Here is a 13,366-nt window from a genome sequence, read left to right as displayed (position 1 = left end):
CGTGTGCGTTTCATCAGCCCGGCAGACACCCGCACCCAGCGCACCTCTCGCGCCCCGCGCGCCCTCGCGCGCATCCGGCGCGCTCCTCAGTCGTCACCCTCATTCCTGGAGTCCGCGATGGCCACTCCCCTGTCCGACACCCCTCTGTCCCCCATCCAGACCGTCGCCGTCGTCGGCCTCGGCACCATGGGCACCGGTATCGCCGAGGTCCTCACCCGGGCCGGCCGCGAGGTCGTCGGCATCGACATCGACGAGGCCGCGACCTCCCACGCCGTCGCCGCCCTGGAGGCCGCCACCGCCCGCTCGGTGACCCGGGGGCGGCTGACCGAGCAGGAGCGCGGCGAGGCCCTCGCCCGCTTCCGTCCGTTCACCGACCTCCAGGCGGCCGCCGAGGCCGACCTCGTCATCGAGGTGGTCCCGGAGTCGTACGAGATCAAGCAGCAGGTCTTCGCCGCCCTCGACGGGATCGTGCGTCCGGACACCATCATCGCCACCGGCACCAACGCCCTGTCCGTGACCCGGCTCGCGGCCGACTCGTCCCACCCCGACCGGGTGCTGGGACTGCACTTCTTCAACCCGGCGCCGGCAATGAAGCTGGTCGAGGTCGTCTCGTCCGTGCTGACCGCTCCCGCGGCCGTCACCGCGGTCACCGACCTCGCCCTGGACCTGGGCAAGGAGCCCGTCGCCGTGGGCGACCGCCCCGGCTTCGTGGCGGACGGCCTGCTGTTCGGCTACCTCAACCAGGCCGCCGCGATGTACGAGGCCAAGTACGCCTCCCGCGAGGACATCGACGCCGCGATGAAGCTCGGCTGCGGGCTTCCGATGGGCCCGCTCGCGCTGCTGGACCTGATCGGCATCGACACGGCGCGTACGGTCATGGAGGCCATGTACGCGGCTTCCCACGACCGGCTGCACGCCCCCGCGCCGATCCTCAGGCAGCTCAGCGAGGCGGGCCTGACCGGCCGCAAGTCGGGGCGCGGCTTCTACACCTACGAGGCGCCCGGCAGCCCCACCGTGGTGCGGGACGCGCTGACCCCGCCGGAGGGCGCCTCCCTGGCCGAGGGCCGCACGGTCCGCTCCGTCGGCGTCGCCGGTTCCGGCACCATGGCGTCCGGGATCGCGGAGGTCTTCGCCAAGGCCGGGTTCGACGTCGTGCTGGCCGCCCGCAGCGAGGAGAAGGCCCAGGCGGCCAAGGCCCGGATCGGCAAGTCGCTGGCCCGCTCGGTCGACAAGGGCCGCATGAGCGCCGAGGCCGCCGCCCGGACGCTCGACCTCGTCCGGCCGACGGGCACCTACGACGACTTCGCCGACGTCGACCTGGCGCTGGAGGCCGTCGCCGAGGACCTGGAGGTCAAGCAGCAGCTGTTCGCCACGTTCGACAAGGTGTGCAAGCCGGGCGCGATCCTCGCCACCACCACCTCCTCGCTGCCCGTCGTCGCCTGCGCCCGCGCCACCTCGCGTCCGCAGGACGTGATCGGCATGCACTTCTTCAACCCGGCGCCGGCCATGAAACTGGTCGAGGTCGTCCGGACGGTGCTCACCGCCGACGACGTGCACGCCACGGTCCGCGAGCTGTGCACGACGGTGAAGAAGCACCCGGTGGACTGCGGCGACCGCGCCGGCTTCATCGTCAACGCGCTGCTCTTCCCGTACCTCAACAACGCGATCAAGATGGTCGAGGAGCACTACGCGACGCTCGACGACATCGACACGGCGATGAAGCTGGGCGGCGGCTACCCGATGGGCCCGTTCGAACTGCTCGACGTCGTCGGCCTGGATGTCTCGCTGGCCATCGAGAAGGTGCTGCACCGGGAGTTCCGTGACCCGGGCCTGGCTCCCGCGCCGCTCCTGGAACACCTGGTGGCCGCGGGCTGCCTCGGCCGCAAGACCGGCCGCGGCTTCCGCGAATATGCCAAGCGCTGACCGGCCGGGCGACCGGCCGGCGGGGGGCGCCGACTGGGGCGGACTGCTCGATCCGACCGGCGACCCCCCGCCCTCCTGGGGCGGGGGCGACCCGGGACGTGCGCAACCTGGCGCGCATATGCAGTACGTTCGGGTCATGCCCCAGCCCGCCAAGTCCTCACGTACCTCCGCCACGGCCGACGCTCCGGAGAGCGCCGCAGGCAGCCGTGCCGCCGCCCAGCGGCTCAAGATGCGCCGGGAGCTGGCGGCGGCGGCGATGGAACTGTTCGCCACGAAAGGGTACGAGGCGACCACCGTCGACGAGATCGCGGCGGCCGCCGGGGTCGCCCGGCGCACGTTCTTCCGCCACTTCCGCTCCAAGGAAGAGGCGATCTTCCCCGACCACGACGACACCCTGGTGAGGGCGGAGGCGGTGCTCAACGCCGCGCCGGCGCACGAGCATCCGCTGGACACCGTGTGCCGCGGCATCAAAGAGGTCATGCGGATGTACGCGGCGCGGCCGGAGATCTCCGTGCAGCGCTACAAGCTGACCCGCGAGGTGCCGACGCTGCGCGAGGCCGAGATCGCCTCGGTCGCCCGCTACGAGCGGCTGTTCACCCGCTATCTGCTCGGACACTTCGACGAGCACGCCCACGACGACGCCGCCAACGACGATCCGCTGCTGGCGGAGGTGGCGGCCTCGGCGGTCGTCACCGCGCACAACCACGTGCTGCGCCGCTGGCTCAGGGCCGGCGCGCAGGGGGACGTGGAGGACCAGCTGGACCACGCCTTCGCGATCGTGCGGAAGACGTTCGGCACGGGCATCGGGGCCGGCCGCGGCGGCTCCGCGCCCCACGCGGCTCCGGCCGCCGTGACGACCCAGGGCGAGGTCCTGGTGACCGTGGCGCGGACCGACGCGCCACTGGACGACGTGATGCGCACCATCGAGCAGGCACTCAAGGAGCGCTACTGAGGGAGCGCCACCAGGGGGGCGCTCGCTCGATCGTTTGATCGGGCGAGAACAGACGAAACAGAAACGCGCTACGGGCCGGCCCGTAGCGCGTTTCTGTTTGGCCCGATTCCGACCTACTCGTCGGTAGCCCTGATCGATCATCGCTCATTTGTTACGTAGAGACTTCATCTGAGAGCAATATCTGGCACCCAGTGCCTTGCGGAGTGACACGGCGTGCCATACGTTGGTCGTGTCCGGGCGGCCGGCGTGCAGAGACCTTTCGTACGTCGGCTGTCCCCGCAAGCCTCCCCGGCGAGCGCGCCCGGACGCCTGCGTCACAGGCACCCTCCCGCGCCACAAAGCGCTGCCACAGCACCATCGAGCCGAACCGACGGCACCCTCCCCCAACACCAGCAGCAGCACCGACGCACCCCCTCAGCGTCTCCCCTCAAGACGCCACCCGCCGGAGGCAATAGTGAAGGACATCCTGGACGCGATTCAGTCGGGGACGGCCCAGTCCGACGACTTCGCCGCTCTCCCGCTCCCCGAGTCGTACCGCGCGATCACGGTGCACAAGGACGAGACGGAGATGTTCGCGGGTCTGGAGACCCGCGACAAGGACCCGCGCAAGTCGATCCACCTCGACGAGGTTCCGCTGCCCGAGCTCGGCCCGGGCGAGGCGCTCGTGGCCGTCATGGCCTCCTCGGTCAACTACAACTCGGTGTGGACCTCGATCTTCGAGCCGCTGTCCACGTTCGGGTTCCTGGAGCGCTACGGCCGCACCAACGACCTGGCCAAGCGCCACGACCTCCCGTACCACATCATCGGCTCCGACCTCGCGGGCGTCGTCCTGCGCACCGGCCCCGGCGTCAACGCCTGGAAGCCCGGTGACGAGGTCGTCGCGCACTGCCTCTCCGTCGAGATGGAGTCCTCGGACGGCCACAACGACACGATGCTCGACCCCGAGCAGCGCATCTGGGGCTTCGAGACCAACTTCGGCGGCCTCGCCGAGATCGCGCTCGTCAAGTCCAACCAGCTGATGCCGAAGCCGGACCACCTCAGCTGGGAGGAGGCCGCGGCGCCCGGTCTGGTCAACTCGACCGCCTACCGCCAGCTGGTCTCCCGCAACGGCGCCGGCATGAAGCAGGGCGACAACGTGCTGATCTGGGGCGCGAGCGGAGGCCTCGGCTCGTACGCCACCCAGTTCGCGCTGGCCGGCGGCGCCAACCCGATCTGTGTCGTGTCCAGCGACCAGAAGGCGGACATCTGCCGCTCCATGGGCGCCGAGGCGATCATCGACCGCAACGCCGAGGGCTACAAGTTCTGGAAGGACGAGCAGACCCAGGACCCGAAGGAGTGGAAGCGCTTCGGCAAGCGCATCCGTGAGCTGACCGGCGGCGAGGACATCGACATCGTCTTCGAGCACCCCGGCCGCGAGACCTTCGGGGCGAGCGTCTTCGTCACCCGCAAGGGCGGCACCATCACCACCTGCGCCTCGACCTCGGGGTACATGCACGAGTACGACAACCGCTACCTGTGGATGTCCCTCAAGCGGATCATCGGCTCGCACTTCGCGAACTACCGCGAGGCCTGGGAGGCCAACCGCCTCATCGCCAAGGGCAAGATCCACCCGACGCTGTCGAAGGTGTACTCGCTGGGGGACACCGGCCAGGCCGCGTACGACGTGCACCGCAACCTCCACCAGGGCAAGGTCGGCGTCCTGTGCCTCTCCCCCGAGGAGGGCCTCGGCGTGCGCGACGAGGAGATGCGCGCCCAGCACATCGACGCGATCAACCGCTTCCGGAACATCTGAGCGACACCGGAGGTCACTGATGACTGAGCGTCAGACACAGTCCCCGCGCAAGGAGAGGGACCGGCCGTGGCTCATGCGCACCTATGCCGGCCACTCCACCGCCGAGGCGTCCAACGAGCTGTACCGGCGCAACCTCGCCAAGGGCCAGACCGGCCTGTCGGTGGCGTTCGACCTGCCGACGCAGACCGGCTACGACTCCGACCACATCCTCGCCCGCGGCGAGGTCGGCCGGGTCGGGGTTCCGGTCGCGCACCTCGGTGACATGCGCCGGCTGTTCCAGGACATCCCGCTGGAACAGATGAACACCTCGATGACGATCAACGCCACGGCGATGTGGCTGCTGGCGCTCTACCAGGTCGTCGCCGAGGAGCAGGGCGCGGACATCACCAAGCTCCAGGGCACGACCCAGAACGACATCGTCAAGGAGTACCTGTCGCGCGGGACGCACGTCTTCCCGCCGGGGCCCTCGCTCCGGCTGACGACGGACATGATCGCGTACACGGTCTCCCACATCCCCAAGTGGAACCCGATCAACATCTGCAGCTACCACCTGCAGGAGGCGGGCGCCACGCCGGTGCAGGAGATCGCGTACGCGATGTCGACGGCGATCGCCGTCCTCGACGCGGTGCGCGACAGCGGCCAGGTGCCGCAGGAGCGCATGGGCGATGTCGTGGGCCGCATCTCCTTCTTCGTGAACGCGGGCGTCCGCTTCATCGAGGAGATGTGCAAGATGCGGGCGTTCGGGCGGATCTGGGACAAGGTCACGCGTGAGCGGTACGGCATCGAGAACCCCAAGCACCGCCGCTTCCGCTACGGCGTCCAGGTCAACTCCCTGGGCCTGACGGAGGCGCAGCCGGAGAACAACGTCCAGCGGATCGTGCTGGAGATGCTGGCCGTGACCCTCTCCAAGGACGCGCGCGCGCGTGCCGTGCAGCTTCCCGCCTGGAACGAGGCGCTGGGCCTGCCCCGGCCCTGGGACCAGCAGTGGTCGCTGCGCATCCAGCAGGTGCTCGCGCACGAGAGCGACCTGCTGGAGTACGACGACATCTTCGAGGGCTCCACGGTCATCGAGGCCGAGGTGGGCCGGCTGGTCGAGGAGTCGCTCGCCGAGATCGACCGGATCCAGGAGATGGGCGGCGCGATGGCGGCCGTCGAGTCGGGCTATCTCAAGTCCCAGCTCGTGGCCTCGCACGCCGAGCGCCGGGCGCGGATCGAGTCCGGCCAGGAGAAGATCATCGGCGTCAACGTCTTCGAGACGACCGAGCCGAACCCGCTGACGGCCGACCTGGACACCGCGATCCAGACGGTCGACCCGGCGGTGGAGGCGCGCGTCATCGCCTCGCTGGAGAAGTGGCGCGACACCCGCTACCAGCCGCCCTTCAACCACCCGCGCCCCTGCAAGGCGCTGGAGCGGCTGAAGGAGGCGGCCAAGGGCACCGCCAACCTCATGGAGGCCACCCTGGAGTGCGCCCGCGCCGGCGTCACGACCGGCGAGTGGTCCGGGGCCCTGCGCGAGGTGTTCGGCGAGTTCCGCGCCCCGACCGGGGTGTCGTCGGCGCCGGTCGCGGTGACCGCCGAGGAGGGCTCGGCGATGGCCGAGGTGCGCCGCAAGGTGGACCTGACGGCCCAGGACCTGGGCGTCGGCAAGCTCCGCTTCCTCGTCGGCAAGCCGGGCCTGGACGGGCACTCCAACGGCGCCGAGCAGATCGCCGTGCGGGCCCGCGACGCCGGGTTCGAGGTGGTCTACCAGGGCATCCGGCTGACGCCGGAGCAGATAGTGGACGCCGCGCTCGCGGAGGACGTGCACGCGGTCGGCCTGTCCATCCTCTCCGGTTCGCACGCGCAGCTGGTGCCGGACGTGCTGGAGCGGCTGCGGGAGGCCGGGGCGCTGGACATCCCGGTGATCGCGGGTGGCATCATCCCGAACGCCGACGCCGAGCAGCTCAGGGCCGCTGGAGTGGCAGCGGTCTTCACCCCGAAGGACTTCGACATCACCGGAATCATCGGCCGTATCGTCGACGAGATCCGGAAAGCGAACAAGCTCGACCCCCTGGAGGTCCCCGCATGACGATCCCTGTCAACCGCCTTCGCCCGCGGCGTTCCTGCCTGGCCGTTCCGGGCAGCAACCCCCGCTTCCTGGAGAAGGCGCAGGGCCTCCCCGCCGACCAGGTCTTCCTGGACCTTGAGGACGCGTGCGCGCCGCTGGCCAAGCCCGAGGCGCGGCACACCATCGTCAAGTTCCTCAACGAGGGCGACTGGACGGGCAAGACGCGCGTGGTGCGCGTCAACGACTGGACGACCGAGTGGACCTACCGCGACGTGGTGACGGTCGTCGAGGGCGCGGGCCCCAACCTCGACTGCATCATGCTGCCGAAGGTGCAGAACGCCGAGCAGGTCGTCGCCCTGGACCTGCTGCTGACGCAGATCGAGAAGACGATGGGCTTCGAGGTCGGCAAGATCGGCATCGAGGCGCAGATCGAGAACGCGCAGGGCCTCAACAACGTCAACGCCATCGCGCAGGCCTCCCCGCGCGTCGAGACCATCATCTTCGGCCCGGCCGACTTCATGGCGTCGATCAACATGAAGTCGCTCGTCGTGGGCGAGCAGCCGCCCGGCTACCCGGCGGACGCCTACCACTACATCCTGATGAAGATCCTTATGGCCGCCCGCGCCAACAACCTCCAGGCGATCGACGGCCCCTACCTCCAGATCCGCAACGTCGAGGGCTACCGCGAGGTCGCGCAGCGCGCCGCCGCGCTCGGCTTCGACGGCAAGTGGGTGCTGCACCCGGGCCAGGTCGAGGCCTCCAACGAGATCTTCTCGCCGTCCCAGGAGGACTACGACCACGCCGAGCTGATCCTGGACGCGTACGACTACTACACGTCCGAGGCCGGCGGCAAGAAGGGCTCCGCGATGCTCGGCGACGAGATGATCGACGAGGCCAGCCGCAAGATGGCCCTGGTCGTCTCCGGCAAGGGGCGCGCCGCCGGCATGCAGCGCACCAGCACGTTCGAGATCCCGGAGGCCTGAGCGCGATGCAGTTCGGACGCACCTACGAGGAGTTCGAGGTCGGGGCGACGTACAAGCACTGGCCGGGCAAGACGGTCACCGAGTACGACGACCACCTGTTCTGCCTCCTGACCATGAACCACCACCCGCTCCACATGGACACGAACTATGCGGAGAGGACGACGGACTTCGGCAAGAACGTCGTCGTGGGCAACTACATCTACTCCCTCCTGCTCGGCATGTCCGTGCCGGACGTCTCCGGCAAGGCGATCGCCAACCTGGAGATCGAGTCCCTCAGGCACGTGGCCCCCACGTTCCACGGTGACACGATCTACGGCGAGACGGCCGTGCTCGACAAGTGGCCGTCGAAGTCGAAGAACGACCGCGGCATCGTCTACGTCGAGACCAAGGGCTACAAGCAGGACGGCACCCTGGTGTGCGTGTTCCGCCGCAAGGTGATGGTGCCGACCGAGACGTACATCAAGGAGCGCGGCGGCGAGCAGCCCGGCCGCCCGGAACTGCTGGACCCCTCCACGCAGAAGCAGGAGAAGTGATGGCGCGCCTCGCCCAGACCGCCGGTCTGACCGACGTCCAGCAGGAGATCCTCTCCACCGTCCGGGACTTTGTCGACAAGGAGATCATTCCGGTCGCGACCGGTCTCGAGCACCGCGACGAGTACCCGCAGCAGATCGTGGACGGCCTGAAGGAACTCGGCCTGTTCGGTCTGATGATCCCCGAGGAGTACGGGGGCCTCGGGGAGTCGCTGCTGACCTACGCGCTGTGCGTGGAGGAGATCGCCCGCGGCTGGATGTCGGTGTCCGGCATCATCAACACGCACTTCATCGTGGCGTACATGCTCAAGCAGCACGGCACGCAGGAGCAGAAGGACTACTTCCTGCCGAAGATGGCGCTCGGCGAGATCCGGGGCGCGTTCTCGATGTCGGAGCCCGCCCTGGGGTCCGACGTGTCGGCCATCACGTCCAAGGCGGTGAAGGACGGCGACGAGTACGTCCTGAACGGCCAGAAGATGTGGCTGACGAACGGCGGCTCCTCCACGCTGGTCGCGGTGCTCGTCCGCAGTGACGAAGGACACCCCGAGGGCACGGCGCCCCACAAGTCGATGACCACCTTCCTGGTGGAGAAGGAGCCCGGCTTCGGCGAGGTCCGCCCGGGCCTCACCATCCCCGGGAAGATCGACAAGATGGGCTACAAGGGCGTCGACACGACGGAGCTCGTCATGGACGGCCTGCGCGTGCCGGCCGACCGCGTCCTGGGCGGGGTGACCGGCCGGGGCTTCTACCAGATGATGGACGGCGTCGAGGTCGGCCGCGTGAACGTGGCGGCCCGTGGCTGCGGTGTCGCGCAGCGTGCCTTCGAGCTCGGCGTGTCGTACGCCCAGCAGCGCAACACCTTCGGCAAGCCCATCGCCCAGCACCAGGCGATCCAGTTCAAACTGGCCGAAATGGCTACCAAGGTCGAGGCCGCGCATGCCATGATGGTGAACGCAGCTCGCAAAAAGGACTCCGGGGAGCGAAACGACCTGGAGGCCGGAATGGCGAAGTACCTGGCCTCCGAGTACTGCAAGGAGGTCGTGGAGGACGCCTTCCGCATCCACGGCGGTTACGGCTTCTCCAAGGAGTACGAAATCGAGCGTCTCTACCGCGAGGCTCCGATGCTGCTCATCGGTGAAGGTACCGCCGAAATCCAGAAAATGATCATCGGTCGCCGTTTGCTCGAAGAGTATCGACTCCAGGGCTAGATGTTCTGTTTCGGGGTGTTTTCTTCGCGAAGAAGATCACACCCCGTAGGCACTCTTGGGCCATCGACTCGGCTTCCTCGCTTGCCCAGTTGCGGCCCGCGCCCGGTACGATCGCCGGAAAGCCGCCGTCCCCCGTCGAAGCGCGGCATCATCCGCTACGAAGGTCATCCATGCCCCACAGCAAAACCTCTGCACCCCGCGACAGCTTTAGCAGCGTACGCCTGGCGCGCGGAGCATCGCCGTGGCTTCTCCCGACCCTGGCCACCGCAGCAGTCAGCCTGGTCCGGGCGCGCCGCTCCGGCGCCGCCAAGGCCGTGGCCGTGCCCGCCACCGCGCTCGCGGCGGGCATGCTGTGGTTCTTCCGCGACCCCGAGCGAGAGATCACCCGGGGCCGGGTCATCTCGCCGGCCGACGGCGTGGTGCAGAGCATCATGCCGTGGAAGGACGGGCGCACCCGCGTCGCGATCTTCATGAGCCCGCTCAATGTCCATGTCAACCGCGCGCCGCTCGCCGGGACCGTGACATCGGTGGAGCACATCCCGGGCGGCTTCGTTCCCGCGTTCAACAAGGAGAGCGAGAACAACGAGCGCGTAGTCTGGCATTTCGACACCGAACTCGGCGACATCGAGATGATCCAGATCGCCGGCGCGGTGGCCCGCCGTATCGTGCCCTACCTCCCGCAGGGCTCGAAGGTCGAGCAGGGCGACCGCATCGGTCTGATCCGCTTCGGCTCGCGTGTCGACCTCTACCTGCCCGAGGGCGTGGAGGTCGCGGTCGAGGTCGGTCAGAAGACCGTGGCTGGGGTGACTCGTCTTGACCGTGATTGATCCGGAGATCAAGTCCGACTGGGTGCCGGAGGCCGACGACGTCGGCGACGAGGAGGAGATGCCTCTCTCGCTGCGCCTGTCGATAGCGGACACCCTCACCCTGGGCAACGCCACGTGCGGGTTCATGGCGGTGTACTTCACGACCACCGGCATCCTCATCCCGCATCTGACGGGCAACGACGAGTCGACGGGCATGGCACGGCACAGCGCCGCCACGGCGGTCATCCTGATGCTGTGCGCGGCCATCTTCGACCTGTGCGACGGCCTGGTGGCCCGCAAGCTGCGCTCCTCCCCGATGGGCGCGGAGCTGGACAACCTCTCGGACCTGATCAGCTTCGGCCTGGCGCCCGCGTACTTCGTCCTCGTCTACGGCATGGTGGCGGACGACGCGCACCAGAGGGTCGCGGCGGTGGGCGCGATCGTGGTGCTGCTGGCGGTGGTGCTCAGGCTTGCGCGCTTCTCGTGCGTCACTCTGAAGGACGGCGTGTTCCAGGGCATGCCCTCCCCGTTCGGCGCGCTGACGGTCGTCTCGATCGTCCTGCTGGAGCTGCCGTTCTTCGCCACGCTGCTGGCGATCATCGGCACGGCGTGGCTGATGGTGAGCCGGGTGGAGTACCCGAAGCCGCGGGGCCGTCTGGCGGTCGCCATGCTGGGCTGGATCGTCCTGTCGATGGGGCTGCTGGCCGCCTGGGCCTTCGACGCCCCGAGCGGTCAGCTGCTGCTCCAGACGGGCTGTGCGCTCCAGCTGGTGATGGGCGCGGTGATCCCGCTGTTCGCGACGGCTCGCCGGGTCAACACCTTCCGTGACAACCGCCGTGAGGCGCGAGCGGCGCAGCTGCCGTAGCGGGCCCGCGAAGACGGGTGCAGAGACGAAGGGGCCCCGGCCATACGATCGTATGGCCGGGGCCCCTTCGTGTGCCGCCCGGCGTGCCGTCCGGCGGCCCTGCCCCGCCGTTCGGGTCTCAGACCAGGAAGTCCCGGGCGATGCGCTCCGCGACGCGTTCCAGGAGCGGACCCGCGTCCGCGATGCAGCGGGCCACGTCAGGTTCGACCTCCGTGAGCGGGTACGCACGGCGGATACCCGCCCGCGCCAGGGCCTCGGGCGGCAGGTCCAGACGGCCGCAGACCGCGACCACCTCCCGGCCGGCCGCCCTCGCCGCCGCCGCGACCCCCGCCGGCGCCTTGCCGTGCAGTGTCTGCCGGTCCAGCGAGCCCTCGCCCGTGATCACCAGCGAGGCCCGCTCCAGTGCCGGGGCGAAGCCGAGGACGTCCAGGACGACCTCGATGCCCGGCCTGAAGCGCGCGCCGAGCACCAGCGCCCCGAAGCCGAGGCCGCCCGCGGCGCCCGCGCCCGGCGAGGTGGCGTACGCCCGCGCCGCGGGGCAGCCCGACTCCGCCAGGACCTTCGCGTAGTGGGCGAGCGCCGCGTCCAGGGCGGCCACGTCCCGCGGCGTGGCACCCTTCTGCGGTCCGTACACCGCGGGCGCGCCGAGCGGTCCGGTCAGGGGGTTGTCGACGTCGCTCGCGAGCACCAGGTCCGCCGAGGACAGCCGCCGGTCCAGGCCCGAGAGGTCCGCGTGGGCCAGTTCCGCGAGGCCGCCCCCGCCCGGCGCCACCGGCTCGCCGCCCGCGTCCAGGAGGCGCGCCCCGAGCGCGCACAGCATTCCCGCGCCCCCGTCCGTCGTCGCGCTCCCGCCGACCCCGAACACGATCGTCCGCGCCCCGGCGTCGAGCGCCGCGCGCAGCAGTTCCCCGGTGCCGTACGTCGACGCGGTCAGCGGCGCGAGCACGCCGGCCGGCAGCCGCCGCAGGCCGCTCGCCTGGGCCGTCTCCACGACCGCGACCCCGTCGCGCAGCGCGAACGCGGCGGTCACCGCGTCCCCGACAGGGCCCCTGACCCGCACCTCACGGCGTTCGAACCCGGCGGCCAGGGCCGCGTCCACGGTCCCGTCGCCGCCGTCGGCCACGGGCAGCGCCTCGACCTGGAGACCGGGCACGACCGAGCGCAGTCCCGCCGTCACCCGCTCCGCGACCTCCAGGGCCGTCAGTGAGCCCTTGAACTTGTCAGCGGCGATGAGCACCCTCCGGGTGCCGTTCCCAGCAGCGTCCGCCACCAGCATTCCCCTCGCTCTTCGAGCCTTGCGCATGTCAAGGCAGCCGCGCCGCTGCGACCCTAAGGGCTCTCCCGCGATCCCCGGCGGGCGGGCGACGACAGCTACGGCACCTCGCCGCGTTGTCGGGTCGCCCGCATACGCCCAGTATGCGGACGACCCTCCGCCTTGCGATGCACCGCATCCGACGCCGCGCGCTGATCCACCGGGGATCACGGGACAACCCTTAGCCAACCCGCCCGGCCGCCGTCACGGCCCGGCCGGCCACCGGGCGCGGCCGGTCAGCCGCGTGCGCCGAGGACCGAGGCGGTGAACCTCGCCAGGCGGTCCCGCAGCTCCTGCCGGGGTAGCCCCTTGTCACCGGCCAGATGGCCGACGAGATCGGCCCGGGTGGCGGCCAGCAGCGCATGGGCGGTGAAGTCGGCGTCGTCCGGGCCGAGGATCCCCTCCAGCGCGCCGCGCAGCAGCGCGTGCCAGCGCTCGTAGTGCTCCGCGCCGTAGGGGCTGTCGCCGCCCGTCTGCTCCAGGGCGAGCGCGAGGTGCCGGTTGTCGAGCTTGAAGCACAGGACGGCGTCGAGCAGGGCCGGCACCCGCACCCGCGGCTCGGTGGCGGGCCCCAGGGGTGGGGGGCCCTCCTCGACGGCTTGGCGCACCGGTTCGAGCCGCGCCTCGTACAGGGCCCGGATCAGGGCGGTGCGGTCGCCGAAGGCGCGGAAGAGGGTCGCCTTGCCGACGCCCGCCTCGGCCGCGATGTCGGCCATGGTGACGCCCGAGGGGCTCTGGCGCGCGAACAGCCGGTCGGCGGCGTCGAACACGGCCGCCTTGTTGCGGATCGCGTCCTTGCGCGGTCTGCGCTCGGTCATACGGTGCCTCCTCTTCTCGGCGCTCTCGGCGTCGTGGACCCGACCCTGCCCGGCCTTGACGCCTGGCATCGACGCCCGGCGCCGGCGTCCAGCCTTGGCGCCTGACGTTGCGATCCGGACCGGCGGTCCG

At 70.2% G+C, this 13,366-nt stretch carries 11 protein-coding genes; 9 read left to right on the top strand and 2 right to left on the bottom strand.

The window, feature by feature from the left end:
• Positions 1 to 117 precede the first annotated feature (117 nt).
• The 9 genes from AB0C59_RS11730 (at position 118) to pssA (ending at position 11,106) form a co-directional block, all read left to right on the top strand.
• Positions 118 to 1,923: a 3-hydroxybutyryl-CoA dehydrogenase gene (locus AB0C59_RS11730; RefSeq protein WP_363003180.1), complete on the top strand. Its 1,806-nt coding sequence runs from the start codon at positions 118 to 120 to the stop codon at positions 1,921 to 1,923.
• A gap of 118 nt (positions 1,924 to 2,041) precedes the next feature.
• Positions 2,042 to 2,875 (top strand): TetR family transcriptional regulator, encoded by an 834-nt coding sequence (locus AB0C59_RS11725; RefSeq protein WP_363003178.1) that lies wholly within the window; start codon positions 2,042 to 2,044, stop codon positions 2,873 to 2,875.
• Positions 2,876 to 3,329: 454 nt separating this feature from the next.
• The gene (gene ccrA / locus AB0C59_RS11720; protein ID WP_363003176.1) at positions 3,330 to 4,667 is read left to right on the top strand and encodes a crotonyl-CoA carboxylase/reductase; all 1,338 of its coding nucleotides are present in this window, start codon (positions 3,330 to 3,332) and stop codon (positions 4,665 to 4,667) included.
• A gap of 19 nt (positions 4,668 to 4,686) precedes the next feature.
• Complete coding sequence (locus AB0C59_RS11715) at positions 4,687 to 6,735, top strand: protein meaA (RefSeq protein WP_363003174.1); 2,049 nt, start codon at positions 4,687 to 4,689, stop codon at positions 6,733 to 6,735.
• Entirely contained in the window at positions 6,732 to 7,697 is a 966-nt protein-coding gene (locus AB0C59_RS11710; protein ID WP_363003172.1) for a CoA ester lyase, read from the top strand. Before AB0C59_RS11715 ends, AB0C59_RS11710 begins: the two co-directional genes overlap by 4 nt.
• A gap of 5 nt (positions 7,698 to 7,702) precedes the next feature.
• The gene (locus AB0C59_RS11705) at positions 7,703 to 8,230 is read left to right on the top strand and encodes a MaoC family dehydratase (protein ID WP_363003170.1); all 528 of its coding nucleotides are present in this window, start codon (positions 7,703 to 7,705) and stop codon (positions 8,228 to 8,230) included.
• A complete protein-coding gene (locus AB0C59_RS11700) occupies positions 8,230 to 9,435 on the top strand; it encodes an acyl-CoA dehydrogenase family protein (protein ID WP_363003169.1) in 1,206 nt (401 codons plus the stop codon). The genes AB0C59_RS11705 and AB0C59_RS11700 overlap by 1 nt, the downstream gene beginning before the upstream one ends.
• Before the next feature lie 170 nt (positions 9,436 to 9,605).
• Positions 9,606 to 10,262 (top strand): phosphatidylserine decarboxylase, encoded by a 657-nt coding sequence (locus AB0C59_RS11695; RefSeq protein WP_363003167.1) that lies wholly within the window; start codon positions 9,606 to 9,608, stop codon positions 10,260 to 10,262.
• Between the two features lie 22 nt (positions 10,263 to 10,284).
• A complete protein-coding gene (gene pssA / locus AB0C59_RS11690) occupies positions 10,285 to 11,106 on the top strand; it encodes a CDP-diacylglycerol--serine O-phosphatidyltransferase (RefSeq protein ID WP_363003325.1) in 822 nt (273 codons plus the stop codon).
• 118 nt (positions 11,107 to 11,224) lie between these two features.
• Here pssA and AB0C59_RS11685 read toward each other — a convergent pair whose 3' ends face one another.
• Both AB0C59_RS11685 and AB0C59_RS11680 read right to left on the bottom strand, forming a co-directional pair.
• Positions 11,225 to 12,382, bottom strand: coding sequence for a glycerate kinase (locus AB0C59_RS11685; protein WP_363003165.1), 1,158 nt, complete (start codon positions 12,380 to 12,382; stop codon positions 11,225 to 11,227).
• A 272-nt stretch (positions 12,383 to 12,654) separates the two neighbouring features.
• Entirely contained in the window at positions 12,655 to 13,236 is a 582-nt protein-coding gene (locus tag AB0C59_RS11680; RefSeq protein ID WP_363003163.1) for a TetR/AcrR family transcriptional regulator, read from the bottom strand.
• Positions 13,237 to 13,366: the final 130 nt, after the last annotated feature.

Source organism: Streptomyces sp. NPDC048664 (assembly GCF_040650555.1).
Taxonomy (GTDB): domain Bacteria; phylum Actinomycetota; class Actinomycetes; order Streptomycetales; family Streptomycetaceae; genus Streptomyces.
This window is presented reverse-complemented; position numbering and strand designations above follow the sequence as displayed.